26 protein-coding genes are annotated in these 26,693 nt (G+C 67.1%); 8 read left to right on the top strand and 18 right to left on the bottom strand.

Going from position 1 to position 26,693, the window contains the following annotated elements:
• Genes ABDC78_RS27215 through ABDC78_RS27190 form a run of 6 tightly spaced genes read right to left on the bottom strand, consistent with a single transcriptional unit; the run spans nucleotide 1 to nucleotide 7,361 of the window.
• Nucleotides 1-1,875: a galactan 5-O-arabinofuranosyltransferase gene (locus ABDC78_RS27215; protein WP_178357811.1), complete on the bottom strand. Its 1,875-nt coding sequence runs from the start codon at nucleotides 1,873-1,875 to the stop codon at nucleotides 1-3.
• The gene (locus tag ABDC78_RS27210; protein WP_218620478.1) at nucleotides 1,875-2,669 is read right to left on the bottom strand and encodes a decaprenylphospho-beta-D-erythro-pentofuranosid-2-ulose 2-reductase; all 795 of its coding nucleotides are present in this window, start codon (nucleotides 2,667-2,669) and stop codon (nucleotides 1,875-1,877) included. Before ABDC78_RS27210 ends, ABDC78_RS27215 begins: the two co-directional genes overlap by 1 nt.
• Entirely contained in the window at nucleotides 2,670-4,052 is a 1,383-nt protein-coding gene (locus ABDC78_RS27205) for an FAD-binding oxidoreductase (protein WP_178357812.1), read from the bottom strand. It lies immediately after the preceding gene.
• A 43-nt stretch (nucleotides 4,053-4,095) separates the two neighbouring features.
• Nucleotides 4,096-5,235 (bottom strand): hypothetical protein, encoded by a 1,140-nt coding sequence (locus ABDC78_RS27200; protein ID WP_178357813.1) that lies wholly within the window; start codon nucleotides 5,233-5,235, stop codon nucleotides 4,096-4,098.
• Between the two features lie 12 nt (nucleotides 5,236-5,247).
• Nucleotides 5,248-5,643: a GtrA family protein gene (locus ABDC78_RS27195; protein ID WP_178357815.1), complete on the bottom strand. Its 396-nt coding sequence runs from the start codon at nucleotides 5,641-5,643 to the stop codon at nucleotides 5,248-5,250.
• A gap of 41 nt (nucleotides 5,644-5,684) precedes the next feature.
• Complete coding sequence (locus ABDC78_RS27190) at nucleotides 5,685-7,361, bottom strand: DUF222 domain-containing protein (RefSeq protein ID WP_347133246.1); 1,677 nt, start codon at nucleotides 7,359-7,361, stop codon at nucleotides 5,685-5,687.
• Nucleotides 7,362-7,644: 283 nt separating this feature from the next.
• Here ABDC78_RS27190 and ABDC78_RS27185 point away from each other — a divergent pair, with 283 nt between their 5' ends.
• Nucleotides 7,645-7,950, top strand: coding sequence for a hypothetical protein (locus ABDC78_RS27185; RefSeq protein WP_178357503.1), 306 nt, complete (start codon nucleotides 7,645-7,647; stop codon nucleotides 7,948-7,950).
• A gap of 64 nt (nucleotides 7,951-8,014) precedes the next feature.
• On the opposite strand, the gene ABDC78_RS27180 is transcribed toward ABDC78_RS27185, so the two are convergent.
• From ABDC78_RS27180 to nadD, 5 genes are read right to left on the bottom strand one after another with little or no spacing between them, the layout of a single operon-like run.
• Nucleotides 8,015-8,854 carry a DegV family protein gene (locus ABDC78_RS27180; RefSeq protein WP_178356886.1) on the bottom strand — a complete coding sequence of 280 codons (840 nt, stop codon included), beginning with the start codon at nucleotides 8,852-8,854 and terminating at the stop codon, nucleotides 8,015-8,017.
• A gap of 9 nt (nucleotides 8,855-8,863) precedes the next feature.
• A complete protein-coding gene (gene octT / locus ABDC78_RS27175; RefSeq protein ID WP_178356887.1) occupies nucleotides 8,864-9,619 on the bottom strand; it encodes a diglucosylglycerate octanoyltransferase in 756 nt (251 codons plus the stop codon).
• Nucleotides 9,609-10,286: a glucosyl-3-phosphoglycerate phosphatase gene (gene gpgP / locus ABDC78_RS27170; RefSeq protein ID WP_178356888.1), complete on the bottom strand. Its 678-nt coding sequence runs from the start codon at nucleotides 10,284-10,286 to the stop codon at nucleotides 9,609-9,611. Before gpgP ends, octT begins: the two co-directional genes overlap by 11 nt.
• Nucleotides 10,283-10,660, bottom strand: coding sequence for a ribosome silencing factor (gene rsfS / locus ABDC78_RS27165; RefSeq protein WP_178357206.1), 378 nt, complete (start codon nucleotides 10,658-10,660; stop codon nucleotides 10,283-10,285). The genes gpgP and rsfS overlap by 4 nt, the downstream gene beginning before the upstream one ends.
• Nucleotides 10,657-11,277, bottom strand: coding sequence for a nicotinate-nucleotide adenylyltransferase (gene nadD, locus ABDC78_RS27160; protein WP_347133546.1), 621 nt, complete (start codon nucleotides 11,275-11,277; stop codon nucleotides 10,657-10,659). The genes rsfS and nadD overlap by 4 nt, the downstream gene beginning before the upstream one ends.
• A 335-nt stretch (nucleotides 11,278-11,612) precedes the next feature.
• On the opposite strand from nadD, the gene ABDC78_RS27155 reads away from it, so the two are divergent.
• Nucleotides 11,613-13,046 carry a GGDEF domain-containing protein gene (locus ABDC78_RS27155; protein ID WP_178356890.1) on the top strand — a complete coding sequence of 478 codons (1,434 nt, stop codon included), beginning with the start codon at nucleotides 11,613-11,615 and terminating at the stop codon, nucleotides 13,044-13,046.
• A 54-nt stretch (nucleotides 13,047-13,100) separates the two neighbouring features.
• Here the strand turns inward: ABDC78_RS27155 and ABDC78_RS27150 are convergent, their stop codons facing one another.
• The 4 genes from ABDC78_RS27150 to ABDC78_RS27135 all read right to left on the bottom strand — a co-directional run bounded on the left by ABDC78_RS27150 (nucleotide 13,101) and on the right by ABDC78_RS27135 (nucleotide 17,487).
• Entirely contained in the window at nucleotides 13,101-13,829 is a 729-nt protein-coding gene (locus ABDC78_RS27150; protein ID WP_178356891.1) for a GntR family transcriptional regulator, read from the bottom strand.
• Between the two features lie 67 nt (nucleotides 13,830-13,896).
• Entirely contained in the window at nucleotides 13,897-15,330 is a 1,434-nt protein-coding gene (locus tag ABDC78_RS27145; protein ID WP_178356892.1) for a VWA domain-containing protein, read from the bottom strand.
• Complete coding sequence (locus ABDC78_RS27140) at nucleotides 15,330-16,205, bottom strand: MoxR family ATPase (RefSeq protein WP_178356893.1); 876 nt, start codon at nucleotides 16,203-16,205, stop codon at nucleotides 15,330-15,332. Before ABDC78_RS27140 ends, ABDC78_RS27145 begins: the two co-directional genes overlap by 1 nt.
• A gap of 13 nt (nucleotides 16,206-16,218) precedes the next feature.
• Nucleotides 16,219-17,487 carry a glutamate-5-semialdehyde dehydrogenase gene (locus ABDC78_RS27135; RefSeq protein ID WP_178356894.1) on the bottom strand — a complete coding sequence of 423 codons (1,269 nt, stop codon included), beginning with the start codon at nucleotides 17,485-17,487 and terminating at the stop codon, nucleotides 16,219-16,221.
• A gap of 58 nt (nucleotides 17,488-17,545) precedes the next feature.
• Between ABDC78_RS27135 and ABDC78_RS27130 the strand changes: the two genes are divergently transcribed.
• The 3 genes from ABDC78_RS27130 (at nucleotide 17,546) to ABDC78_RS27120 (ending at nucleotide 20,014) form a co-directional block, all read left to right on the top strand.
• Nucleotides 17,546-18,415, top strand: a complete 870-nt coding sequence (locus tag ABDC78_RS27130) for a ribokinase (RefSeq protein ID WP_178356895.1) — start codon at nucleotides 17,546-17,548, stop codon at nucleotides 18,413-18,415.
• The gene (locus ABDC78_RS27125) at nucleotides 18,412-19,233 is read left to right on the top strand and encodes an enoyl-CoA hydratase/isomerase family protein (protein ID WP_178356896.1); all 822 of its coding nucleotides are present in this window, start codon (nucleotides 18,412-18,414) and stop codon (nucleotides 19,231-19,233) included. Before ABDC78_RS27130 ends, ABDC78_RS27125 begins: the two co-directional genes overlap by 4 nt.
• An 88-nt stretch (nucleotides 19,234-19,321) precedes the next feature.
• Nucleotides 19,322-20,014, top strand: coding sequence for an isoprenylcysteine carboxylmethyltransferase family protein (locus ABDC78_RS27120; protein ID WP_178356897.1), 693 nt, complete (start codon nucleotides 19,322-19,324; stop codon nucleotides 20,012-20,014).
• Between the two features lie 13 nt (nucleotides 20,015-20,027).
• Here ABDC78_RS27120 and ABDC78_RS27115 read toward each other — a convergent pair whose 3' ends face one another.
• Nucleotides 20,028-22,070, bottom strand: a complete 2,043-nt coding sequence (locus ABDC78_RS27115; RefSeq protein WP_178356898.1) for an NAD(+) synthase — start codon at nucleotides 22,068-22,070, stop codon at nucleotides 20,028-20,030.
• Nucleotides 22,071-22,191: 121 nt separating this feature from the next.
• Here ABDC78_RS27115 and ABDC78_RS27110 point away from each other — a divergent pair, with 121 nt between their 5' ends.
• Nucleotides 22,192-22,719: an Hsp20/alpha crystallin family protein gene (locus ABDC78_RS27110; RefSeq protein WP_178356899.1), complete on the top strand. Its 528-nt coding sequence runs from the start codon at nucleotides 22,192-22,194 to the stop codon at nucleotides 22,717-22,719.
• A gap of 18 nt (nucleotides 22,720-22,737) precedes the next feature.
• Entirely contained in the window at nucleotides 22,738-23,580 is an 843-nt protein-coding gene (locus tag ABDC78_RS27105; RefSeq protein ID WP_178356900.1) for an NAD-dependent protein deacetylase, read from the top strand.
• Here the strand turns inward: ABDC78_RS27105 and ABDC78_RS27100 are convergent.
• Nucleotides 23,567-24,847, bottom strand: coding sequence for a cytochrome P450 (locus ABDC78_RS27100; RefSeq protein ID WP_178356901.1), 1,281 nt, complete (start codon nucleotides 24,845-24,847; stop codon nucleotides 23,567-23,569). The two genes, ABDC78_RS27105 and ABDC78_RS27100, sit on opposite strands and share 14 nt — an antisense overlap.
• A gap of 66 nt (nucleotides 24,848-24,913) precedes the next feature.
• Between ABDC78_RS27100 and ABDC78_RS27095 the strand changes: the two genes are divergently transcribed.
• Nucleotides 24,914-25,549 (top strand): TetR/AcrR family transcriptional regulator, encoded by a 636-nt coding sequence (locus ABDC78_RS27095; protein ID WP_178356902.1) that lies wholly within the window; start codon nucleotides 24,914-24,916, stop codon nucleotides 25,547-25,549.
• On the opposite strand, the gene proB is transcribed toward ABDC78_RS27095, so the two are convergent.
• Nucleotides 25,546-26,685, bottom strand: a complete 1,140-nt coding sequence (gene proB / locus ABDC78_RS27090; protein ID WP_178356903.1) for a glutamate 5-kinase — start codon at nucleotides 26,683-26,685, stop codon at nucleotides 25,546-25,548. The two genes, ABDC78_RS27095 and proB, sit on opposite strands and share 4 nt — an antisense overlap.
• Nucleotides 26,686-26,693 lie beyond the last annotated feature (8 nt).

The raw sequence follows: 26,693 nt of genomic DNA, 5'->3' as shown, positions 1-26,693 counted from the left end.
CTAGATGGTAATTGGCTTGCGGATGGCCAGCACGAACGGCCCGACCGTGGACACGTCGAAGCGGGGATCGTCGAACAGCGCGTCGTCGAGCGCGACGTGGTAGCGGCGCACGTTGGGCTGGTTGGGGTAGACGTCCGACGCCAGCCGCAGGGTGTAGGTGTCGTTGGCGCCTCGGCGCATCAGGAACACCGTCGGCGGCTCCCACGGCATCGTGTCGAGCGCGCTGATGAACTGGTCGGCGTCGGTCAGCCTGGCCCACCCCTCGATGGCCTCGGCACGCTGCTCGAACTGCGCCAGCGGGTTGGCGTAATGCGAGGTCAGGCCTTGGAAACCGTAGTACGGGTAGTAGGACAGGAAGCTATAGTCGGCGGTCATGACGACGGTCTCGTTGCGCGGCCGGCCCGTCACCTCCAGGATCCGGTCATCGATCTCCCGGTAGTACTGCTCCGCGCCGGGCGGACGCCGGTCGGCGCGCTGGCCGTAGCCGTCGGTGTCGGTGTAGGCGACGACGATGTCGGAGCGCAGCACGTCGGGGATGTCCTGGCTGAAGGTCACCGCGCCGAGGGCGCCGATCGCGGTGGCGACCGCGACGACCCGGCTCGCATTGGGTGTCTGCACGCGGGCGGCGACTGCGCGGGCCGCCTCGAGGAAACCGAAGGCACCGGCGGCCGTCAGCAGGATGGTCAGGGTCGGCTGCAGCCGGAAGGACAGCAGCGTGGTCCCCACCAGCGTGGTCAGCATCGACAGCAGGGACCAGGCGTAGACCGTCAGCACCGCCACGGCCAGCGCCCCCGCGCGGGTGGAGGTGCAGGCGTAGATCACCAGCCACAGGGTGCCGAGCATGCACAGCGCGCCCAGCAGGGTGAACTGCAGCATCGGGAAGGACAGCTGGGCGCCGTCGGCGGGCAGATAGTGCTGGGCGGTGCCCGAGTCGGCCGGTGTCCCGCGGGCGGCGGCGAGCAGGTAGGGCGCCCAACCGATGAGGGCGAGCAGGCCCGAGATGACCGCGATCACGAGCAGTCGCAGCAGTGGTTCCCAGTGTCTGCGGCTGACGCTGACCAGGACCGCCATGACCGTCAGCGTGAACGCGGCGTACCCGAGCAGCAGGGTGTAGGACAGCGCGGCGACGCCCAGGAAGATGCCGACGCCGACAACCGCGGCCCAGCCGCCTCGTCTGTCCGCCGCACGCAGACCCGACCAGCCGAGGACAAAAATCGGCGGCAGCATCACCGCGATGACGGCCGCGTAGGGCTCGGCCGGGGCGTATGCCAGCGCGGCCGCGGCAGTGGCGGTCGAGACCACCAGCGCGTACTCGAAACGGATCATGTTGGCCCACAGCACAAAAGCCAGCACGATCGCGATCGTGATCGAGATGATCGACCAGGGCTTGAACATCTCCCATGCCGGCGTCCCGGTGAGGTCTGCCAGGCGGCCGCCGATCCAGAACCACCCTGGCGGGTAGAACGGTGGCAGTCCGATGTAGGTCATGTCGTGCAGGCCGGGCGAATCGGCGAGGCGGGTCATGTACTCGGTGCGGAACTGCTGGTCGACCGAGATTCCGAAGAGGTACAGCTTGGTGGCGCCGAGTGGCATCGCGAGCGTGACGAGCGAGAACGCCGACAGCATGGTGACCGCGCCGAGGCGGGCCAGTACCTGTCGGCCTCGTCGCCACAGCAGTCCGCACGCCAACAGCCCTGCCAGGCAGACCACTTGGCCGACGGTGGTCAGCGCGTGCAGCTGGTTCGACGAGTTGTAGGCGGGCCAGTCGACGCGTGCGATCGCGAACAGTGCGACGACGGCGATCACCACCGTGACGGCGATCGCCAGGACCATCTGGCCGGCCACTCTGATCGGCGCGGCCAGTGCGCCACCCATCAGATAGGCAGCTTGCGGAAGACGGGGCGAGGGATGTGACGCAGCACCATCATCACGTAGCGGAACGCGCCCGGTGCCCAGATCAGGTCCGTACCTTTGTTCGACGCCGCCACCGCCATCTCGGCGACGTCTTCCTTGTCGACGGTGAACGGCGCCTCTTTGGCGCCGGTGGCCTTCCAGTGCTCGATCGTCGTCGTCGTGCGTACCTGGCCGGGCCGGATGACCAGAACCCGAACGCCGAACTCCCGCAGAGCTTCCCCGAGTCCGAGATAGAAGCCGTCCAGGCCGGCCTTGGTGGAGCCGTACACGAAGTTGGAACGGCGGACGCGCTCGCCGGCCGCGGAGCTCATCGCGATGATGCGGCCCGAGCCCTGCGCACGCATCTTCTCGCCGAGCAGGACACCGACGGAAACAGCCGCGGTGTAGTTGATCCCGGCGATCTGGACGGCCTTGCGCTGGTCCTGCCAGAGCTCTTCAGCATCACCGAGCAGGCCGAAGGCGACGACCGCGACGTCTATGTCGGTCTGGGCATCGCCCACGCGACAGGCCGAGTCGATCACCTTCGGGTGACTCTCGGTGTCCAGCGCGTCGAAGTCGACCCAGTCGACGGCCTTGGCGCCCGCAGCCCGCATCTGCTCGATGGCAGCGTCCTTACGCGGGTGTCCCGGGAGATCTGCGAGCACCACCCGGGCGCGCGCGTCGCGCAGATAGCGCTCGGCGATCGCGAGAGCGATCTCGGAAGTACCGCCCAGCAGCAGGATCGTCTGCGGATTACCGGTTGCGTCGAACACCATCTAGAGCAGCTCCAGTCGTCGGGCCATGTCCGAAACGAAGACCCCGTCGGGATCGACCTTGCGGCGCAACAGGATCCACTCGTCGATGCGCGGGTACATGGCGTGGAAGGTTTCAGCGGTGGTGCGTGAGTCCTTGGCAGTGTAGAGACGTCCGCCGAACTCGAGCACCCGCTTGTCGAGGCCGTTGAGGAACTCGTTCAGGCCGGGCTTGATCTGGAAGTCGACGCAGACGTTCCAGCCCGGGATCGGGAAGCTCAGTGGCGCATCGTTGCCGGCGCCGAAGAGCTTGAACACGTTGAGGAACGAGTAGTGTCCCGACCGCTGGATGTCGACCATGATGCGCTTGAACTCGTCGACCGCCTCGAGTGGCACCACGAACTGGTACTGGCTGAAACCTGCTGCGCCGTAGGCGCGATTCCATTCACCGACCATGTCGAGCGGGTGGTAGAACTGCGTCAGGTTCTGCGGCTTGCCGCGATAGGTCTTGCCCATCCGGTACCACAGCGCCGTCATCGCGCCGAAGATCGGCTTGTTGCCCAATCCGCTGGGGAAGACGTCGGGTGCGGTGAAGTACTGCGGCGCATCGAATTTGAGTGGGTCGCGCTGCAATTTCTTCGGGAGTTGGTCGACGGTGGCCAGGGAGCCTCGGGAGATCACCGCCCGGCCCAGCCGAGGTGGTGCGCTGATCGCGTCGAACCACGCGCTGGAGTAGGTGTAGTTGTCCTCGGTGCCGTCGCTGTGGAAGGCGATCGTCTCGTCCAGTCCGGCGGTGACGTCACCGTCGGCGATGAAGTACGCGGTCTCCGTCGGTGTCATCTCGATGACAGCGCGCAGGATGATGCCGGTCAGCCCGTTGCCTCCGACGGTCGCCCAGAACAGGTCGCTGTCGGGTCCCGCGGGAGTCAGGCGGCGGACGTTGCCGTCTGCGGTGAGGAGGTCCAATGAGCGCACATGGTTGCCGAAGCTGCCCGCGCTGTGGTGGTTCTTGCCGTGGATGTCGCAGGCGATCGCCCCACCGATGGTGACCTGACGGGTGCCGGGCAGCACCGGTACCCACAGACCCAGCGGCAGCGCGGCCCGCATCAACTGGTCGAGGTTCACCCCGGCGTCCAGGTCGACGAGGTGGGTGTCGGCATCCATCGAATGGATGCGATTGACCACGCTCATGTCGACGACGAGACCGCCGCCGTTCTGCGCGTTGTCGCCGTAGGAGCGCCCCAGCCCGCGGGCGAGCATTCCTCTGCCGCCCCCGTCGGCGGCCTGCGTCACCGCCTTGACGATGACGTCGGGATCCGGGGTCGACAACACCTGGGCCACGGACGGGGCGGTGCGACCCCAGCCGGTGAGCCGTTTCGTAGTGGTCGAGAACTCGGTGCTCAACATCGTCACAGAGGGTACCGCTTGCGCCAGGCGGGCCGGTGCAACGTCACACGAGGGAGCGGTAACGGTCGCGAGCGGCGAGCGTGAGGCGAAGGTCATCGAGCATCGGGTCGACGAAGTCGGTTCGATGCGCCGGATCGGCTGCCACGCGGGCGCTGAGATACATGAAGGTCATGGCGACCAGGATGATCGTCATGTGCACCAGGGCCTGATCGATCGGGAGTGGGATGTCGAGCCAACGGCTCTGCGTCGGACTGGCGTCCGTCAGGTGGTTGAGGACGGCGCCGTTGAGGATGACAAGACCCATCACGAAGAACAGGAAGCCGGTGACCAACGAGATGACGAGCACCTGGATGCTCTGAGCCAGAACCGCTACGGCAACGACGTTGACCCGCTCGGAGCGTCGCAGAGGTTCCAACTGCTGAGGTTCCGGGATCCCTGCCAGAGGTGTGGTTTCGACGGTGGGCGGCTGATCACCGGCTTCGGCGGGTCGGGCGAGAAGTGACCGGGTGACGTGGACGGATTCGGTGCCGACGAACGCTATCGCGATCGCCGCCAGGCAACCGGCCAACTGCCAGATACGGAAGGTCTCGAGGTTGGCTGCGATGAACCACACGGTGCTGTTGAAGAACACCAGGAACGTGAGCAGCACGACCGGCAGGGCGCGGGCCATCAACTGGCCGGCAGAGCGGAGGTGGTCGAAGGTGACGCGCAGCGCCCAGCTGAGCAGCGCCCCGAGGCCCGAGGCGGTTCCGGCGAGGATGAGCAGCACAACCACGACATCGGTGGCCTCGATCGCCAGCAGGTCCCACACGCCGTCCTCGTAGGTGTCGGAGCCCAACCCGGCAACGATGCAGGCGTAGGCGATGAGTTGGCGCGCACGCGCGCTCGGGACCCGTGCGACCGCATAGGCGGCGGCCGCCATGGCCGGCAGCATCACCGCGAGAACAACAAGCACCGACCAGTCGGCCAGTGTCGGGGCGTCCGCGATGTCGATGTCCTGATCACCGGAAGCGATCAAGACATAGAGGTTCAGCACCATCAACACGGCCCAGGCGGCGAGCGCCGGTGCTGAGCGACGGACGATCGCGTGGAGTCGACCCTGGCGGGTGAGCACCGCGGGCATTCCCCGGGCGAGAAACCATTCCTCACACGCCCGCACTGCCGGGACATCGGTTGCCGTCATTCGCGTTGCTCCCTAGCGCAGGCGGAAGATGACCAGGCGCTGCACGATGAAGTTGATGACCGTCGCGGTGCCCTGGGCGATGACGAACGCGACCGGCACCCGCCACGGCTGGTCCTCGAACTCCATGTAGAAGTAGTAGTTGATGCCGATCTGCACGGCGTAGGTCACTGCGTAGAGCACCACCACGGCGACGAACCGTTTTTTGCTCGGCGGTGCCTGGAAGGTCCACCGCCGGTTGATCAGATAGGCGGTGGTGGTGCCCGCGATGAAGCTCAGGGTCTTGGCGAGGTTGACGTGTAGGCCGGCGGCCAGCAGCGCAACGTAGAGGCCGAAATCGACGACGGCCGCGAGTCCGCCGGTCAGGATGAAACGCCAGATCTGTGTCCCGAGGCTCAGCTGGGGTGACATGGGAGGCTCGGCCACCCGGGCAGCTTACGGGGTGGCCCGGTTCAGAAGGGTGGTGGTTTGTTGTGTTCGGTGACGAGGTCGTCGTTGAGTTTTCGTTCGGTGGTGATGGCGTGGGCGCGGTTTGCGGCGCGGGTGTGTCGGCGGCGGGGCATTTTGGTGGCGCGGGTGTCGGGGTTGGTGGGGGCTTGGGGTGGGTCGCTGTTCCACAGGGTGGCGGTGGGTGGGCTCAGGGCGGGGAATAGTGCCGCGCCGGCGGGTCGGGTGGTGTAGGTGTGGCCGGTGGGGCTGGTCCAGGTGATGGTTCCGTCGGGGTACTGGCGGTCGTGCCAGCCGTTGGGTCCGGTCCAGAAAGTTTTCAGTAAGTGGTGAAAACGGCACAGGCACTTCAGGTTTGAGGCGTGGGTGGGACCGACCGGGTAGGGCACGGTGTGGTCGATGTCGGTGTCGGTGGCGGGTTTGTCGCAGCCGGGGAAGCGGCATGTCAGGTCGCGGCAGCGGATGAACTCGGCGAGCGCGCGTGAGGGGGTGTAGCGGTTCTCGGGGCCGGTGTGGCCGGGGTGAGTGATGGGGCGGATGAGGGCGCCGTCCAGGAGCGGGGTCAGCAGCGGTGCGGGCACGATCCCGGCGCCGAACACGAACCCCGCCACTGCCGGACAGCCCGCTGCGGACGCAGGCCCTGTGGGAGCAGCAGACGGTGTCGCCGGTGGGGCGGGTGCTGAGGCGCCGGGTGGTCTGGTGTCGTGCGAGGTTGTTGCGTCCGGATCGGGCGGCTCGGCCGGCTCCTCAGCATCGCCGTCGTCGCCGTCGTCGCCGTCGTCGCCGTCGCCGTCGCCGCCGTCAGGCCCGTCCCCTCCGCCGCTGTCGCCGCCGCCGCGGCTGTCGTCGCTCCCGTTGGTCGGGGCGGCGGGGTCGGTGAGGACGTAGACGATGGTGTTGCGGGTGGGGGTCGGACGGTCGGCGGCCTCGCAGTCGGGGTCGCCGCATCGACAGGCCAGGGTGGTTCGGGCCAGCAGCGCGCTCAGGGAGTCGGCGCGGCGTTCCTCAGCGTCGCGGGGGTCGCGGTCGCACACGCTGTAGGCCATGTCCTGGACGTTCTTCTCACCGATCGCGGCATCAGCGCTGTGCAGCCGGGCCCACAGGCTGGTCAGTCCGGGCGCGTCGGCGGGCGAGCCGAATTGCACGTTGCGGTTGCTCGCCGATTCCTGGGAGCGCCGCAACGCGCCGGGGTCGTGGCGTTCGACCAGAGCGTCGATGGCGCGTTCGGTCTTCTTGATCGACAGCGCCCCCCAGGAGGTGATCTCGGCGGCCAGGTCGGCGTCGACGGCGGCCATCGCCGCCTGGTCACCGATCAGGTAGGTGCGCCAGACGATGGCGCGGACCAGCATTTCGCTGACCAACCCGGCGTCGAACAGCGCCGCGACCTTCGGCAGCCGGTCGCGCAGCGCGACCCCGCGGTGGGTTTGGTGCAACGCCAAACCGTGGGTGATGTTCTGCGCGGCGGCCAGCTCGGCGGCCACTGCGGCCTCGGGGTCGAGCCACCACAGCTCGCGGTCGCCGGCGGGTAGCCCGGTGCGGCGGGTGAAGATCTCGGCCATCACCGCCAACTTGCGCGCGCACGCGGCGTTCTCCGCCCGCGCCCACCCGCGGGCGGTGTCGATCAGCTCGGCGTCGCTGAGCCCGGCGAGCTCGGAGGCCTCCGCCAACCTGGTATCGAACATGTGTTCGATTTTAGCGGACTCCACCGACTCGGAGTGGTTGGCGGGCGCAGCTTGTGGATAACCGCGGCCGCGAACCGAAGGTTGTGGATACCGCTGGTGAAAGTCGCGAACGCGGCTCGGTCACCGGCACGTTTCTGCCATCGGCCGTTCAATTTCTGCCAGTGGAATGAAACCCCTGACCTGCCGGTTTAAGCCATCAGAACCAACAAGATCACCACAAAGAAGTCGAAACCGCGTGACTCGCTCCACGGCTCCGGCCCGACACATAGGGAAGAGCAGAACAATGAAGAACACCACCATCATCACCGCCACCACCGCCGCCGTCGCAGGATTCGCCGCCACCCTCATCGGTCTGGCCGCACCCGCCGCCGCCGCCCCCGCCGGAGGCTCCGCCGCCGACACCATCAGCTCACTGGAAGCCGACGGCAACCGCGTCATCGTCAACCGCCAAAGCTCCACCCCGCTGTCCGAAGCCGGCGTCACCTCGGTCCGCCAGGGCCAGCCGATCCGCGAATACGTCTGGGACGCCCAGGGCGACGACCAGGTCCGCGAAATCACCGGCCACGTCTACTTCGTCGACGTCAACTAACCCCCCACCAAAAGGGGCACCTCCTCCGGGAGGTGCCCCTTTTGTCTGTCTACAACTACAGCACCTAAGACGGGGCCACCACGACCGCAACTCCGACCGCGCCGCCACCCACGTGCACGGACAGGACCGGTCCCATGTCGGCGACGGTGAGCGACGACAACTGCGGAAGTCGTTGTGTCAGCGCGGCACCCAGCGAGTCTGCGGCGTCATGGTTGTCCACATGGTGCACCACGACGTCGGCGGCGTTCTCCCCCACCACCTCGACTACCCGATCCACCATGGCTGCATGGGCCTTGGTGACGGTGCGGATCCGTTGGTCGAGCACCAGTCGCCCGTCGACGTCGAGACACAGCAGGGGTTTTAGGGACAACGCAGTACCCAGCCAGGACGCGGCGGTACGGATGCGACCGCTGCGCCTCAGGTTGTCCAGGCGGTGCACGACAAGGAACACATGAGCCCGGCTCATGGCGGAGCGTGCCGCGGCTTCGACAGCCTCGATGTCGCCACCGTCGGCGGCACACCGAGCTGCGGCCAACGCGACGAATCCGACACCCATCGCCGCCGACCGCGAGTTGACGACCCGCACCGACGGGCCGAACTCACGCGCCGCCGTCACCGCCGCGCTGTAGGTGCTCGACAACGCCGCCGACAGATGCACCGCCACCACGCCGTCACCATCACTGTCGAGCAGGGCTTGGCGGTAGGTGTCGACCAGTTCGGCAGGCGTCGCACCGGCGGTCGTCACCTTGGGCCGGTCGTGGATGTCGTACGGGATCTCATCGATGCCGTCGCGCAGATCCATGCCGTCGACCAACACATGCAACGGCACCTCGCGGATGTTCCACCGCTTGAGCTCCTCGGGCTGCAAACGCGAAGACGAGTCGCTGACCACCACCACGGACATGACGTTGAGCTATCCGCGCGAATCGGACAGGGGCACGCCCGCTTCGGAAAGGCCCTTGATCATCAGTTCCGCCACCGCCCGGTGCGCCTCGAAGTTCCAGTGGATGCCGTCCGGGTTGGCCCGGCCGCTCATCACCTGCTCCCCCACCGCCGCCTTGAGATCGACCAGGGGTATCTCGTGCTCGGACGCCCACCGGGTGATCGCCTCGACTGTTCCGGGTCTTCCGTGGTGGGCCATTCCATAGGTCGGCGCGATGTGTACTGACGGCAGGGACGCCACCACCGGAATGCCGGGACGGTTGAAGTCGATTGCCGCTCTGGTCATCTCGAGGTATTCGACGGTCAGGTGGGGCGGCAGCGCGGCTCGCGCGACCGGTGAGAATCTCGGCTGCGCCCAGCCGTAGCCGTCGCGCACCCAGCGGCGCAGCCACGGCGGCCGGACGTAACGGATCATTTCGCGTAGCGCCGTCGGCAGCGGCGACGGCAGCGAGTCCATCCCCGACGTCGCGAAGATCACCGCGCCGGCCCGCGGCAGCGCCGCCCACGCGCGCGGATCCTGCGTCGCCGCCCACCACACGTCGCGGCTGGTCCAGCCGATCCGGCCGATCAGCTCCAGATCCCAACCCAGTTGTTCGGCCACGATATTGGGCCAGATTCGGGGATCGTCTGACGGCAATCCCCCGGTCGGTCCGTAATAGGACAGCGAGTCGCAGAAGAGCAGCAGGGTCCGGCGGGCCGGATCCGCAGCGGACTCCTCAGAGGACATCGTTGGCGACCTGCGCCGAGGCGTTCCAGACGTCCAGACGCCACCGGATGTCGTCGAAGGAATCGAGTTCCCCGTCGGTGCGGGTGTGACCGGCCAGCTGCACCCAGCTGGCGTTGCCCATGCCACCCAGCACCGGCCAGTTGTCGACGGGCAACCCCAGCAGTGCTCCGGTCAGGGCGGCGATCAACCCACCGTGGGCCACCAGCACCACCGGGCGATCGGGTTCCTCGACGCCCCACTCACACTGTTGCTGCACCAACTCCCTCACGAGCGGGATGCTGCGATCGGCGACGTCGACGCGGCTCTCTCCGCCGTGCGGAGCCCAGCGCGCGTCGTCGCGCCAGGCCAGCCTCGCACCGGGGGCGACGGCATCGACCTCGAGATGGGTCATCCCCTGCCAATCGCCGAGGTGGGTTTCACGCAGTCGGGTGTCGATGCTCACCGGTTGCCCACTGCGGTCACCGAGGGCGACGGCAGTGTCGAGCGCGCGCCGCAGATCTGACGAAACGATCAGCAGCGGTTGACGTTTGGCGAGCACCGCTGCTGCCGCGAAGGCCTGTTCACGCCCGAGGTCGCTCAGGTCGGTGTCCAACTGGCCCTGCATCCGACTGCCGGCGTTGTAGTCGGTCTGCCCGTGCCGCAGCATGACGAGTCGACGGATCGTCACTGGGTCTCCCCGGTGTCGTCCAAGTCGACCGGCACCGTGGGGCAGTCACGCCACAACCGGTCCAGTGCGTAGAAATTGCGCTCGTCCTGGTGCTGGATGTGCACCACGATGTCGACGTAGTCGAGCAGCGTCCAGCGGCCCTCGCGGGTGCCCTCGCGGCGAGCGGGCTTGTATCCGGCAGCGCGCATCTTCTCCTCGACCTCGTCGACGATGGCGTTCACCTGCCGCTCGTTGGATGCCGAGGCGATGACAAAGCAGTCGGTGATGACGAGTTGGCCGGAGACGTCGATGACGACGACATCGTCGGCGAGTTTGGCGGCCGCCGCCCGAGCGGCGACTCCAGCCATGTCGATGGCTTCCTGTGTGGCGGTCAGAGACGGTCTCCTTCGACTTCGAGGGGGCTGCTGGGAGGCTGGTACAGATTACGTTTCGCGACATACTGCACGACGCCGTCGGGGACGAGATACCAGATGGGTCGCGACTCCTGCGCACGGATCCGGCAGTCGCTGGACGAGATCGCCAGAGCGGGCACCTCCACAAGCTGCAACGCGTCGGCTGGGAGTTCCGCCATCGCGGCCGAGATGTGTTTGGCATCGAGTTCGTACCCGGGGCGGCTGACGCCGACGAACCTGGCGATGGCGAACAACTCCTCCCAGTTCTGCCACGACAGGATGGACGCCAGCGCATCGGCGCCGGTGATGAAGTACAGGTCCGCGTCGGGGTTGAGCGCGCGCAGGTCTCGCAGCGTGTCCTTGGTGTAGGTCGCCCCGCCGCGGTCGATGTCCACTCGGCTGACCGAGAACCTCGCGTTGGACGCCGTGGCGATCACCGTCATCAGGTATCGATCCTCGGCAGCCGTCACGTGACGGGTGCGCTTCTGCCACGGCTGACCAGTGGGAACGAACACCACCTCGTCGAGGTCGAACAGGTCGGCGACCTCACTGGCCGCGACGAGGTGCCCGTTGTGGATGGGGTCGAATGTCCCACCCATCACGCCCAGCCGCCGTCGCGATTGCATGAGCAGCCAGCTTACGGGAGCGTCGCATCGAACTCCGTACAGCTACAACAGCGCACCGAGTCACAGGTACAACACCGTCGCCTCGCAATGGCACCCAATCAATATCAGGTATGCTGCAGGTACTTCAAGCAAACTCGACAGGCATTCAGGTCGGCGCAGCGGGCGACCAGAAAACTAAGCCCTTCCGCTTAAACCGGATTACAAATAAGCAGCTCATACGACTAGATTCCTGATACTGAGACAGAGAAAACGTGACCGACCAAGTAGGCAACGGAGCACACTCGAATCACACTGGCAACATCACTAAGATGCGCTGGCAAGCCCGGATAGCAGCCGGTGCCGCAATCTGGGCAGTGGTCTTGGTCGCGAGCCTCGTCGGAATCTACAGCCGAATGCCGGGCACGTTGGCGACGTTCTGGCTGTCCAACGCATTGCTGTTGGGTCTGCTGCTTCGCAATCCCCAGATCGCCGGCGCCCTCACTTGGCTGGCGGCCGGCACCGGTTATCTCACTGCCGACATCCTCACCGGTGGGGAGTGGCTGTCGGCCGCGTTGCTCAACTCGGCCAACTTGATGGGCGTACTCGCCGGTTTCTACGCCTTCCGTCGCTTCCGACCGGTCGAGCTGACGCTACGGCAGGCACGATCCGTGGCCTGGCTGTCGGCGCTGGCCGTTGTGGCTTCGGCCACCGCGGCCCTGCTCGGGGGCATCGTCGAGGTGGTCATGTTCGATGGTGACTGGGCGGGCGGAGCACTGAGTTGGTTTGCCATCGAACTCTTCAACTACGCGGTGATCCTCCCCCTGGTGCTGGCATTCCCTGTCGACTGCATCTCCTCGGCGGTTTCTCACCGCTCACTGTCCGGCGTTCGCCGCTCTCTGGATATCCAGTGGCGCCGACTCGCTGTGCCAGGCGTCCTGCTTCTCATCGTGTTGCTGCCGTCCTGGTACCTCGGCGGGTTGGGCGCGCTGGTGTTCACGACGCCGGCATTGATCGCCGCTGCCCTGCTCACCGACGTGTTCACCACCGCAGTCTTCGTCGCCGCCTCGACGACGTGGGCACTGGTGCTCATCGTCACCGAGCGGGCCAGCGTGATCGACGCCGCAGGCATCCCCTTGGCGCCGTCGACCATGATCGGCCTCGCATTGCTCGCCGTGGGACCTCTCGCGATCGCCAGCACGATTTCGGAACGCGAGCAGGTATCCGAGGCACTGCGGCTTGCAATGACTCAGGACGACCTCACCCGGGCGTTCCGGCGCCAGGAGTTCGTCCGCCGCGCTGATTCGGCACTCGCGACCGCCGCCCGCGATGGACAGCCCACGTCACTGCTCATGATGGACCTGGACCGGTTCAAGAAGCTCAACGACAATTGCGGTCACCAGGCCGGCGACCGCGCGTTGGTCGCCTTCGCCGACGTTGTCCGCCGGTTGGCGAACGCGCACGACGTATTCGCCCGTCTCGGCGGCGAGGAGTTCGCGCTGCTGGTCATCGGGCAGGACCTTGCAGCGTCCAGGGCCCTCGCCGAAGAGATCCGACGACACCAGAAGAACACTGCCGACGAGTTCGGCGAATGGGGATCCACGGTCAGCATCGGGTTGGCCTGCGCGGCGACCTCGGACGTGACCTTGGATGAGCTGATGGCTGATGCGGACGGCGCACTGTACTGCGCCAAGACCCGGCGGAACCATGTGGTCGCGGCGCAGCACCCGAGAACCTGCAGAACCATTACGAATACCTCTGCGTAGGTCATCGAAGAAAAAGCGCGTCGCTCGCTACAGACTGGATGACGCCGAGATCGCTCAAACGCCCGACAGCCGGGGCGATGCGAGATATTCGGTGACCTCGAACGCGGCGCGGTCGGCGCGATAGAAGTCGTGGCCGTACTCCACGCACCGCCCGCCGGCATCCTCGGTGCGGCGGGTGAGCAGGGTTCCCGCCGATCCCGCACGCACACCCAACTGCACGCTGGTCACGTCGTCGAGCACGATCGACTCCAGCACCGCCGTCGAGCGCGCCAGTTCGATCCCATACCGGGTGCGCAGGGCCGCCCACAACGACCCCTGCTCGGGCTCGTCGAGGATCCTCGGTGTCAGGTCCGCCGGCAGGTACGTCGTCTCCAGGACGAACGGCACCTCGTCCACGGTGCGCAACCGGTGGAAGACGTGCACCGAGGCGGCATCGGGTAGCCCGAGCGCGAGCGCCACCGCCGGCGTCGCGAGCTGGCGGTCGGCCCACAATTGCCTGGCGGACGGCCGACGGCCCATCCGGGTGACCTCCTCGGAGAAGCTACCGACACGGAAGCGCACCCTGGGTTCTGCGACGAACGTGCCGCGCGGCGGATTCCGGTACACCAGTCCTTCGCTTTCCAGCAGCGACAACGCCATCCGCGCAGTCATCCTGCTGACGCCGTGCACTTCCGCCATCTCTCGTTCGGACGGCAACAGGGTGTGCGGCGCCAGCTGCTCGGTGGCGATCCGGTCGCGGACATCAGCCGCGATGGTCATGTACAGCGGCGTGCCGGGCGGCATCCGTGGAGAGTAGCCGGGGGTGATGCCGCGCACGCCGAAATCGCGGGCCGACTTCGCACCCGCCGGGCTAGACGGGAAGCAGTGCGTCGATCACGGTGGCCAACTGCTTGGCCGATCGGCATTCGTGCATCGTGATGACGTCCTCGTAGCGGGGCACTGCCGAATCGCCGCTGCCCCAGAGGTGCCTGGGCTCCGGGTTGAGCCAGTGCGCATGCCTGCTCGCGTTGACCATGTGGGCGAGCAGGTCGGTCTCGGGGTTGCGGTAGTTGTTGCGGCCGTCGCCGAGGACCAGCAGCGCGCTGCGCGGCGAGAGCACGTTCGGGTACTTGTCCAGGAACGACACGAACGCGTGGCCGTAGTCGGAGTGCCCGTCGCGGGTGTACACCCCCGCCTCGCGGGTGATCCGCTGCACGGCGACCGCGAGGTCGGAGTCGGGTCCGAACAGCTGGGTGACCTCATCGGTGGTGTCTATGAAGGCAAAGACGCGGACTCTACTGAACTGCTGGCGCAGCGCGTGCACCAGCAGCAGGGTGAAGTGGCTGAAGCCGGCGACCGAACCCGACACATCGCACAGCACCACCAGCTCGGGGCGGGCCGGGTGCGGCTTCTTGAGCACCACGTCGATCGGCACGCCCCCGGTGGACATGGACTTGCGCAGCGTCTTGCGCAGGTCGATCTCCCCGGAGCGGGACCGTCGCCGGCGTGCGGCCAGCCGGGTGGCCAGCGTGCGCGCCAAGGGTTGCACGACCCGGCGCATCTGCCGCAGCTGCTCACCTGAGGCCCGGAGGAACTCGACGTTCTCGGCGAGCTGCGGCACTCCGTACATCTGCACGTGGTCGCGACCCAACTGCTCGGCGGTGCGTCGTTTGGTCTCCGATTCCACCATCCGGCGCAGCTGGGCGACACGTTGCGCGGCAAGGGCTTTGGCGATCTGCTCCTGGGTCGGTGTGGGTTCCTCGCCGTAGGGCGCCAGCAACCCGGCCAGCAGCCGGCCCTCCAGATCGTCGAGGCTCATCGCCTTGAGCGCCTGGTACGACGAATAGGACGGGCCACGACTGGAGTTGTATCGGCCGTACGCCTCGACGATCTGGGCGATCATCGCCGCCAGCCGTTCGTCGAGGTTGGCAAGCTCCTCGTTCTCGGTCAGCATGTCGACCAACGCGCTGCGCAGCGCCTCGATGTCCTCCGGGGGCAGACCCTGCTCGTCGGCGTCGTCGTCGAGCACGGTCCTGGCACCGAGCGCCGCGGGGAAGTACAGATCGAACAGCGCATCGTAGGTCTCGCGATGATCCGGACGCCGCAGCACCGCGCAGGCGATGCCCTCGCGCAGCACCTTGCGGTCACCGAGGCCCAACGTCGACATCACCAGACCGGCGTCGACCGTCTCCGACGGGCCCACCGAAATCCCCTGCCCGCGTAGCGCTTCCACGAACTCCACCAGGTGGCCGGGGATTCCGTGGGGCGCCAGCGGCTGTGGCGGGCGGGTGCGTCGGACCGCCATCAGTTGAGCCTCAGCTCCCCCGAGGCCTTCACCTGATCGGACTGGTGCTTGAGCACGACACCCATCGTCGCCGCGATCAACTCGTCGTCGATGGTGTCGAATCCCAGAGCCAGCACGGTGCGTCCCCAGTCGATCGTCTCGGCGACCGACGGCACCTTCTTGAGTTGCATACCGCGAAGCACGCCGATGATGCGCACCAACTCCTCCGCGAGGTGCACCGGCAACTCGGGCACCCGGGAGAGCAGGATCCGGCGCTCGAGGTCCGGATCGGGGAAGTCGATGTGCAGGAACAGGCAGCGCCGTTTGAGCGCTTCGGACAGTTCCCGGGTCGCGTTGGAGGTGAGAACGACCAGCGGCTTACGGGTGGCGGTGATGGTCCCCAGTTCCGGCACCGTCACTGCAAAGTCGCTGAGCACCTCCAGCAGCAGGCCTTCGATCTCGATGTCGGCTTTGTCGGTCTCGTCGATCAGCAACACCGTGGGCTCGGTGCGTTTGATCGCGGTCAGCAGTGGGCGGGTGAGCAAAAACTCCTCGGAGAAGACATCCGTCTTCGTCTGCTCCCAGTCCCCGTGCCCCGCCTGGATGCGCAGGATCTGCTTGGCGTGGTTCCACTCGTAGAGTGCCCGGGCCTCGTCGACACCCTCGTAGCACTGCAGACGCACCAGTTCCGCGCCGGTGGCCTGGGCGACGGCCCGGGCAAGTTCGGTCTTGCCGACCCCCGCGGGGCCCTCCACCAGCAGCGGCTTTCCCAGCCGGTCGGCGAGGAACACCGCGGTGGCTGTCGCGGTGTCAGGCAGGTAGCCGGTCTCGGCCAACCGCCGCGCGACATCGTCGATGTCGGCGAACATCGGCACCGGGCGTGCGGGGACGCTCATGTGGTCTCCTGAATCAGGCGGGGCGGGTGTGGCCGGTCACGGGCGAGCCCCACACGATCCACTTGGTCGACGTCAGTTCTGGCAGGCCCATCGGGCCTCTGGCATGCAGCTTCTGGGTGGAGATTCCGATCTCGTCGCCGAAACCGAACTGCTCTCCGTCGGTGAATGCGGTTGACGCGTTCACCATCACCGCTGCGGCGTCCACCCGTTCGGTGAACCGTTGGGCAGCGGCAAGATCGGCGGTCACGATGGCCTCGGAGTGGCCTGTGCCGTACTCGTTGACGTGTGCGATGGCGGCATCGACACCATCGACGATCGCCAGCGCGATGTCCATCGAGAGGAACTCCGCGCGCAGCTCCTCCTCGGACGGGTCGACGTGCACCGTCACACCCGCGTCCTGAAGAGCTGCGACCAACCTGGGCACGGCGACACCGGCGATTGCGGAATCGATCAACAGCGACTCCGCGGCGTTGCACACACTGGGCCGGCGGGTCTTGGCGTTGAGGACGATCCGTTCGGCCATCTCGAGGTCAGCCGATTCATGAACGTAGACATGGCAATTGCCGACGCCCGTCTCGATGGTCGGCACCTGGGCGTCGCGGACCACTGCGTCGATCAGACCCGCACCTCCGCGCGGAATCACCACATCGACCAGTCCGCGGGCCTGGATCAGGTGCGTGACACTGGCCCGGTCGGCGCTGGGCAGCAACTGCACGGCGTCACTGTCGAGACCCTCGACCGCCAGCGCCGCGCGCAGCGCAGTGACCAACGCGGCGTTGGACTTCGCCGCCGACGAACTCCCGCGGAGCAGCACGGCGTTCCCCGACTTCAGGGTCAACCCGAAGGCATCGACGGTGACATTGGGGCGACCTTCGTAGACGATGCCGATCACGCCGAGCGGTACCCGCTGCTGGCGCAGTTGGAGGCCGTTGGGCAGCGTGCGGCCCCGCAAGACCTCACCGATCGGATCCGGCAGCGCGGCAACCTGCCGCAGGCCGTCGGCGATGCTCTCGATGCGGGTCGGGGTCAACGCCAGCCGGTCGAGCATCGCCGCCGCGGTCCCGGCGGCGCGGGCTACCTCGAGATCGGCCTCGTTGGCCTCCATGATCGCCCGGGTGTGGATCAGTACATGATCGGCCGCCGTGTGAAGCGCCCGGTTCTTGTCCTCGGTGCTCAGCGTCGCCAACCCGCGGGCCGCGACACGCGATCTCCGGGCGGCACCGTGCACCTGCTCGCGGAGGCTGTCTGTCGCCTCACTGCGCTCGGGGGCGTGCAGACTCATTAGCGCAGCTTATCGGACCTGCCCCCCCACGTTCGTGTCGGGAACTAGCGTTGACGCCATGGCAGCGCGGGTTTGTGTGGTGGGCAGTGTCAACACCGACCTCACCTTCACCGTGGATGCGCTGCCGCGGCCCGGCCAGACTGTGCTCGCGTCGGGGTTGTCGAGTTCGCCGGGCGGAAAAGGAGCCAATCAGGCGGTCGCCGCCGCACGGGCCGGTGCATCCGTGCAACTCGTCGCCGCTCTGGGCACCGATGCGGCGGCCGAACAACTGCGTAGCCACCTCGACGTCAACGGGGTCGGACTGGCTGGGATCGCCGCGGTACCGGGCCCCAGCGGATCGGCGGCGATCATCGTCGACTCCGGCGCCGAGAACTGCATCGTGGTGGCGCCGGGCGCCAACACGCATCTCGCCATCAGCTCAGCGGCGATCCGGTCCGCCATCGCCGACAGCGACGTCGTGTTGATCCAGCTGGAGATCCCGCTCGACACCGCTGCGACCGCCGCCCGGGTCGGTCGAGAGGCGGGCGCGGTCGTCGTCGTCAACGCCTCGCCCGCTCCTCACCCCGACGACGTCGCAGCGCTGGCCGAACTCGCCGACGTCGTCGTGGTCAACGAAACCGAAGCGAGCGATTGGCTGACCGAAGGGTGCCCTCCGGTAACGCATCTGGTCATCACGCGCGGTTCGCGCGGCGCAAGCGTCACCGTCGACGGCGCACAGATCGACGTGCCGGCGCCCGCCGTGGAAGCGATCGACACCACGGGAGCCGGCGATGTGTTCGCCGGCGTGCTGGCGGCCACCTGGCCGGACGGCCTGGAGTACGCACTGCGGCGGGCGTGCGCGGCCGGGGCGTTGGCGACGCTGGTGGCTGGAGCCGGGGACTGTGCCCCTTACAGTGAGGCTATCGAGGACATCCTGGAGGCTTCATGACCGCAACCACGCCACCTCGCCCCCCGGAGGGCGACTGGCTCGGCACGCCGTATCTGCACTTCGACCGGGAGGGCGCATTCGGGGTCTGCACGCTGGACCGTCCCGAGGCCCGCAACGCGATGACCCCGGCGATGTACTTCGGCATCAAGTACGCCGTCAAACACGTCGACTCCGATCCCGACCTGGCCGGTTTGCTGCTCACCGGCACCGGCGACGTCTTCGCCCCCGGCGGCGACATGGGCGGCGGTGGAGCCGACAACTGGCTGACGTTCGGTTCGGCGCTGGGCATGGACGCACTGCCGTTCGACACGCTGCGCCAGTCCTCGAAGCCCGTGGTCGCCGCCGTGAACGGGCTGTGTCAGGGCGGCGGGTTGCAGATCGCGCTGTGCGCCGACATGGCGGTGGTCAGCGACCGGGCGACATTCCGGGTGCCCGAGTTGTACCGCGGGATCGCCGACACGTACTACAGCCACATGCTGGCCCGGTTGATCGGCCCGGTGCGAACCCGCGATCTGATGTTCACCGGCCGCACCCTGTCGGCGGCCGAGGCGCTCGACTGGGGCATGGTGGCCCGGATGGTTCCGCATGAGGACCTTCACGACGCGGCGCGCGAAGTGCTCGCCCAGTGTTGCCGCACGGCCCCGGGAGCGCGGGCCGCCATCAAGTCGAGCCTGGACAACTACATCGGTCTCTATGACCGAATCGGTATGCAGTCGAGCCTGGGCGCACCCGAATCCATCGAGGGGTTCATGGCGTTCAAGGAGCGCCGCTCGCCGGAGTGGGTGCATCCGGATCTGCGCATCGACGGCCGGCTCTGACGACTCTGCGCCGAGACTGCGACCGCGGTGACGACACGCCGGTTCGCCGCGCCATGAGTGCAGTCTCGACCGCGGGATAGTCTGCGGCATGCCGGTTGTCGCGCTCTCCTTCCTGGCGGTCTACGCAGCGCTGGGATTCGGTTGGCGCAGTTGGCTGCAACGGCGACACACGGGGTCGATGGGTTTCAACGGGATCAGTGGAGGAACGGGATCGGTCGAGTGGCTCGCCGGTGTCGGATTCGCTGTTGCTGTCGCGGGGATCATCCTCGCCCCGACCCTGCAGTTGCTCGACGTCCTCACGCCTGTGCCCGTGTTCCTCTCCATGTGGATCCAGACGCTCGGTGTCGTCAGCGCACTGTTCGGCATTGCAGGCACGCTCTACGCACAGCTGGGGATGGGTGACTCGTGGCGAATCGGGGTCGACCACACCGAAACCACGACGTTGGTCAACACCGGCGCATTCGCGGTGGCCCGCAACCCGGTGTTCACCGCGATGCTCGTCCTCGCGTTCGGCATCACGCTGATGACCCCGAATGTGCTCGCATTCATCGGGTTCGCAATGCTGTTCGCAAGCATCGAACTGCAGGTCCGCGCTGTCGAGGAGCCCTATCTGGAAGCGGTACACGGCGACGCCTACCGCGACTACGCCTCGACGGTCGGCCGCTTCGTCCCCCGCGCCGGGCGGCGCCGCACCGGACCACCTCGCGCCGAGGGGCCGGGCCCCGGACGTCGCCGCCGTCGCCCGCGGCGGCGCCGCCCGCGCCCGCGTCGCCGTCGCTGAGGTTCCCGACGCCTCAGTCCTGAGGAATCGCCCGTTCGATCTCGTCGAGCCACGTGCGCGCCGACATGTCCGACGGTGCACGCCAATCGCCTCTGGGCGACAGTGAGCCGCCATGAGACACCTTGGGGCCGTTGGGCATCGCCGACCGTTTGAACTGCGAGAACGAGTAGAAGCGCTGCGCGAAGACCTGCAACCAGTGCCGGATCTCGCCGAGGCTGTACGACGGGCGCTTGTCGTCGGGGAAACCCGGCGGCCACTGGCCACGGGAGGGATCGCTCCACGCATGCCAGGCCAGAAACGCGACCTTCGACGGCCGGAACCCGTAGCGCAGCACCTGGAACAACGAGAAGTCCTGCAGCGCATAAGGACCGACCTTGGCCTCGCTGCTCTGGATCTCCTCGTCCTCTCCGGTGGGGACGAGTTCGGGGGTGATCTCGGTGTCGAGCACCGACTGCAGAACCTCGTCGACCGCCGCATCGAACTGGTTGGACGAGATGGCCCAGCGGATCAGGTGCTGGATCAGCGTTTTGGGCACCCCGGAGTTGACGTTGTAGTGCGACATCTGGTCACCGACCCCGTAGGTGGACCAGCCCAGCGCCAGCTCGGACAGATCCCCGGTGCCCAGCACGATCCCGCCGCGCTGATTGGCCAGGCGGAACAGGTAATCGGTGCGCAATCCGGCCTGGACGTTCTCGAAGGTGATGTCGTAGATCTTCTCACCGCGGGCGAACGGGTGTCCGATCTCGTTGAGCATCAGCTCCGCGGTGGACCGGATGTCGATCTCGGAGAAGGTCACCTCCAGCGTCTCGCCCAACCGGATGGCGTTGCCCTTGGTGCGTTCTCCGGTCGCGAACCCGGGGAGTGTGAAGGCGAGGATGTCGCTGCGCGGCCGGCCCAGCCGGTCCATCGCCTTGGCGGCCACGATCAGCGCGTGGGTCGAGTCCAGTCCGCCGGAGACGCCGATGACGAGCTTCGGGGCGCCGAGTGCACGTATCCGCTGCTCCAGCCCGGACACCTGGATGTTGTAGGCCTCGTAACAATCCTGTTGCAGCCGTGAGGGATCCGCGGGCACGAACGGGAACCGCTCGACCTTGCGCACCAGGCCGATGTCCCCGGGCGGCGGATCGAGCAGGAACTCGACTCGGCGGTATCGCTCAGCGGTGATGCCGTGATGGACCCGGTTGTCGTCGAACGTGCCCATCCGCAGCCGCTCCGAACGCAGCAGTTCGAGGTCGACGTCGGCGGTCGAGCGGCGCACGCCGGCGGGGAAGCGCTCCGAGGAGGCCAGACACTCCCCGTTCTCCCAGATCATCGTCTGTCCGTCCCAGGCCAGATCGGTAGTGGACTCGCCCTCCCCCGCGGCGGCGTAGACGTAGGCGGCCAGGCAGCGGGCCGAGGCCGACCGGGCGAGCAGCGCACGGTCCTCGGCGCGGCCGATCGTGATGGGGCTTCCCGACAGATTCGCCAGCACCGTCGCCCCCGCCAGAGCGGCCTGCGCGCTGGGCGGAATCGGCACGAACATGTCCTCGCAGATCTCGACGTGCAGCACGAAGCCGGGCAGGTCCGCCGCGGCGAACAGCAGGTCGGGACCGAAAGGCGCGTCGACATCGCCGATCCGCAGCACACCACGCACGTCGTCGCCGGCAGCCATCTGGCGCCGCTCGTAGAACTCGCGGTAGGTCGGCAGGTAGGACTTCGGCACCACCCCGAGCACCCGGCCCCGATGGATGACGACCGCACAGTTGTAGATCCGGTGCCCGAAGCGAAGAGGGGCGCCGACCACCAGCACCGGCATCAGGTCCGCCGATCCGGCGACCACCTCGAGCAGCGCCTCGTGCACGGCTTCGAGGAGCGCATCCTGCATCAGGATGTCCTCGAGCGAGTATCCCGACAGGGTGAGCTCCGGGAAAACCGCCAGAGCGACACTGTCGGCATCGCAGTCCCGCGCCACCGCCAGCACCGACTCGGCGTTGGCCGCCGGGTCACCGATCGCCGTGTGGTGCGTGCACGCGGCGACGCGGGCGAACCCCTGGTGGTAGGCCGAGTAGAAGTCCATCTCCTCCATTGTCGCCCGCCGGCACCCCGAATTCGGGCAGGGGGTCGGTGTTGGCCTGTCGTTCGCCGGGCCGCATCACGCCCGATCCGTCGATTTCTCCTGCGGCGCGCATGCTGAACGCGTGAATAAGGTTGCCACTCAACGCCAGTCACGTCCGCTACTCACGGATCTGGCCGGCCTGCTCGACACTTTCCCGACGTTTGCAGCACTTCGTCCACTGTTCGACACCCGAGCGATCCGCGTCGAGGACGAACTGCACGACGACGTCTATGAGATTCGCGCCGAACTGCCCGGGGTGGACCCCGACGAAGACATCGAAGTGACCGTCTGCGACGGCCGGCTGACGATAACCGCAGAGCGGGCCCGACCCAGCGAGAACTGTGGCCGCGCGGAGTTCACCTACGGGTCCTTGACCAGAACCCTCGTCCTACCCGATGGCGCGGACCAGGACGACGTCAATGCCACCTACGACCGCGGCATCCTCACCGTGTCGGTGCCACTGGCCGACGAACACCGGATGGAGAAGCACATCGAGGTGGTCGAGATCGTCAGCATCGACGAGGACGACCTCCATGCCGACGCCGACAGTGATCACGACGACGCCAACGAAGAGAGCGCTGACCAGCACATATCCTCCGAACAAGGCTGATCGCCTACATTCGAATGCGTGGAAGCACCCGAACTGGTCGACCTTCTCCGGGGCAGACGTCTGGCGGTGCTCACCGGCGCCGGGATGTCCACCGATTCGGGCATACCCGACTACCGGGGACCGGATTCCCCGCCCAGCAACCCGATGACGATCCGCCAGTTCACCACTGATCCGGAGTTCCGGCAGCGCTACTGGGCGCGCAACCACGTCGGCTGGCGGCACATGCACGCGACAAGGCCCAACGGCGGGCACCGGGCGCTCGCCGAGTTGGAACGGTCCGGCGTGGTCGCCGGACTGATCACCCAGAACGTCGATCTGCTGCACACCAAAGCGGGCAGCCGGGCGGTGGTGAACCTCCACGGCACCTACGCGCAGGTGGTGTGCCTGGCGTGCGGCCACGTGATGACCCGTGAGCACCTTGCCGACGAGCTGGAACGACTCAACCCGGGATTCACCGAGCGCGCCGAAGCCGTCGGCGGGATCGCCGTCGCGCCCGACGCCGACGCGATGGTCACCGAGACGGCGTCCTTCCGCTTCCTCGACTGCCCCCGCTGCTCGGGCATGCTCAAACCCAATATCGTCTACTTCGGGGAAAGCGTGCCCAAAGAGATTGTCGAGCAAGCTTATTCGGTCGTCGACGGCGCGGATGCATTGCTGGTCGCCGGATCGTCGTTGACCGTCTACTCCGGCTACAGGTTCGTCCGCCACGCCGCCGCGAAAGGCATGCCCGTCGCGATCATCAACAGGGGGCCGACCCGCGGCGACGATCTCGCCACGGTCAAGATCGACAACGGTTGCTCACCGATGCTGGCGCTGCTCGCCGACGAACTCCCCGCGCCGGGCGCCGTCATCTCCACGTGACGGGCATCCTCCGCACGGCGTGGATGAAATTGCCTGCTACGTAGGATGGCTCACCGGCCTCGAGATCGGGAAGCTGGGTCATCAGTTCGCCGATGATCGCGCGCAACTGCGCACGCGCCATGTGTGCGCCGAGGCAGAAGTGTCGGCCCCCGCCGCCGAAACCGAGGTGCGGATTCGGGTCTCTGCTCAGATCCAAGCGATCGGGGCGGTCGAATACTTCGGTGTCCTGGTTTCCCGAGGAGTAGAACATCACGACCTTCTCACCCGCCGAGATCTGCTTTCCACCGAGTTCGTAATCCGTTGCGGCCGTGCGTCGGAAGGTCATCACCGGGCTCGCCCAGCGGATGAACTCATCCACCGCGCCGCCGATGCGATCGTCGAATGCCGTCGTCAGCCACGCCCGCTGCTCCGGGTAGTCGGTCAGCGCTTTCACCGCATGACTGGTCGTCTGACGGGTGGTGTCATTGCCGGCCACCGCCAACAGCACAAAAAATGCCGCGATCTCCTGATCGGTGAGCCGCGCCCCTTCCACTTCTGCGTGCACCAGTGCTGTGAAGAGATCGTCGCCCGGTGTGCTGCGGCGTTCGGCGGCCAGTGCCAACGCCACCTGGTGCAGGTACATCTGGCTGCCGACCAACACCTCCAACGGGTTTCGGCCGTCGAGATACTCCGGGTCGCCCCAACTCACCATCGCATCGGCCGCGTCGGCCACCTGGTGGCGCTCCGAATCGGGGATGCCGACCATGTCCGACAGGGTGCGCACCGGTAGCTCTTTCGCACAGTGGCTCACGAAATCGACCCCACTGCCCGCGGTTCGCAGTTCGGACACGATGTCGCGGGCGTTCGCTTTGATCGAATCCTCGATACGGCGAACCTGCCGGGGAGTGAAAGCGGCGTGAACCACCTTGCGGAGCAGGGTATGCCGCGGCGGGTCCATCGCCAGGAAAGACTGGGATGCTTCGAGCAGTTCTTCGGGGACATTTTCGAACAGCACACCCTTGCCCGACAGGAAGACCTCGCTGTTGCGACTGACCGCCACGATGTCGGCGTGCCGCGTCACAGCCCAATAGCCGAGATCGCCGGGATCGGGCATCAGCGCGTCTTCGACCGGCGGGTGCCAACTCACCGGTCGATCCCGTCGGAGTTCGGCGAACGACTGCTCCCTTGCTTCTGCTGTGGTGGACCAGAACGCCCGCGAGGACAGGTCGATCGGGTCGTGATCGCGGGTTGGTCGGCCATTCGTGGATGTGGGAGACGTCACAGTCATAGTCCCGACACTACGACTAGACACCATGTCTAGTCAATATGCCGATTGCTCCGATAAGCTGCAGCGATGCCGTCAGTTACCCGAAAGCCCCCGGTCGGTCGACAGGAGCGGCGCGCGCAGATCGAACATCGGCTGCTCGAGGCCACCGAGCGATTGATGGGTGAGGGCGCGAGCTTCACCGAACTCAGCGTCGACCGACTGGCCACCGAAGCCGGCATCTCCCGGGCGAGTTTCTACATCTACTTCGAGGACAAGGGCGATCTGCTTCGCCGACTTGCCACCCAGGTCTTCGACGACCTCACCCGCGGAGCACAACGCTGGTGGTCGGTGTCGGACCGCCGCGATCCCGCCGACGTACACGCGGCGATGTCCGGCATCATCGCCATCTACCGGCAACACCAACCCGTCCTGGTCGCACTCAACGAGATGGCGGCTTACGACGCAGCGGTCGGCGATACCTACCGCGAACTGCTGGCCGGGGTGATCGAGAGTTTCACGGCTGTTGTCGCCGGCGGTCAGGCGGCGGGCACGATTCGGTCGCAGCTGCCACCGGAAACGACAGCGAGCGCCCTCGTGTGGATGGTCGAGCGGACCTGCCACCAGAATCTGCCTGTCAAACCCGCAACCTTTGATGCCGAGCTCGCGGACGTGCTGACCGAAATAGCCTGGGGCGCACTGTATCTGACGCCGATTCCACGCTAGACAGCGACGAGGTCGTCGGCGTGCACGGCAGGACGACGCATCTCGGTGGGTAGATCCGACGTGGACCGGCCCAGTATGGTCGCCAGCTCGGCTGCGTCGTAGGCGACCACGCCGCGCGCCACCACCGTTGAATCCTGTGCCCGCAGCTCGACGACATCGCCGCCGTAGAACCGACCGGAGAGCGCCGTGATGCCTGCGGCGAGCAGTGAACGTCGTTGCCGGACCACGGCGTTGACCGCGCCGTCGTCGAGTGTCAATGTCCCGGCGACCTCCGCGGCGTAGCGCACCCAGAACCTGCGCGCCGACATACGTGTGGCGCGCGGCGCGAAGACCGTGCCCACGGACGCGTCGGCCAGCGCGGTCTCCGCATCCGCCGCGGCGGCCAGCAGCACCGGCACGCCGGCATCGGCGGCCAACAGGGCTGACGAGAGCTTCGACACCATGCCACCGGTACCCAGGTGGCTGCCACGTCCGGCCGTCACCCCAGCCAGGTCGGCGGGACCGTCGACCTCCGGGATGAAGCGCGCCGGATTGTCGGGGGACGCTTTGCGCGGATCGCCGTCGTAGAGTCCGTCGATATCACTGAGCAGTACCAGCGCATCCGCGCCCACCAGGTGGGCCACCAGCGCCGAGAGTCGGTCATTGTCACCGAATCTGATCTCGTTGGTGGCCACGGTGTCGTTCTCGTTGACGATGCCCACCGCGTGCAGCGCCCGAAGCCGATCCAGGGTGCGTTGAGCGTTGGTGTGCTGCACACGCAACGAGATGTCGTGCGCTGTCAGCAGCACCTGCCCCACCGTGCGGTTGTAGCGCCCGAATGCCGCGCTCCAGGAGTTGACCAGAGCGACCTGTCCGACGCTGGCCGCCGCCTGCTTGGTGGCCAGATCTGTCGGCCGCCTGCTCAACCCCAGTGGCTCGATGCCCGCGGCGATCGCGCCGGACGACACGATCACCACGTCGGATCCGGATTGCATTCGCGCCTCGATCGCGTCGGCGAGGATCTGCAATCGGCTCGCATCGAACTCGCCTGACGGGGTGGTCAGCGCCGTGGTGCCGATCTTGACGACGACCGAACGTGCGGAGCGAACAGCTTCTCGATGAACGGAGTCCGCCCATTCGGCTCGGTCGGTACTCACGGCAGTCT

Source organism: Mycobacterium sp. DL (genome assembly GCF_039729195.1).
Classification (GTDB): Bacteria; Actinomycetota; Actinomycetes; order Mycobacteriales; family Mycobacteriaceae; genus Mycobacterium; species Mycobacterium hippocampi_A.
This window is presented reverse-complemented; position numbering and strand designations above follow the sequence as displayed.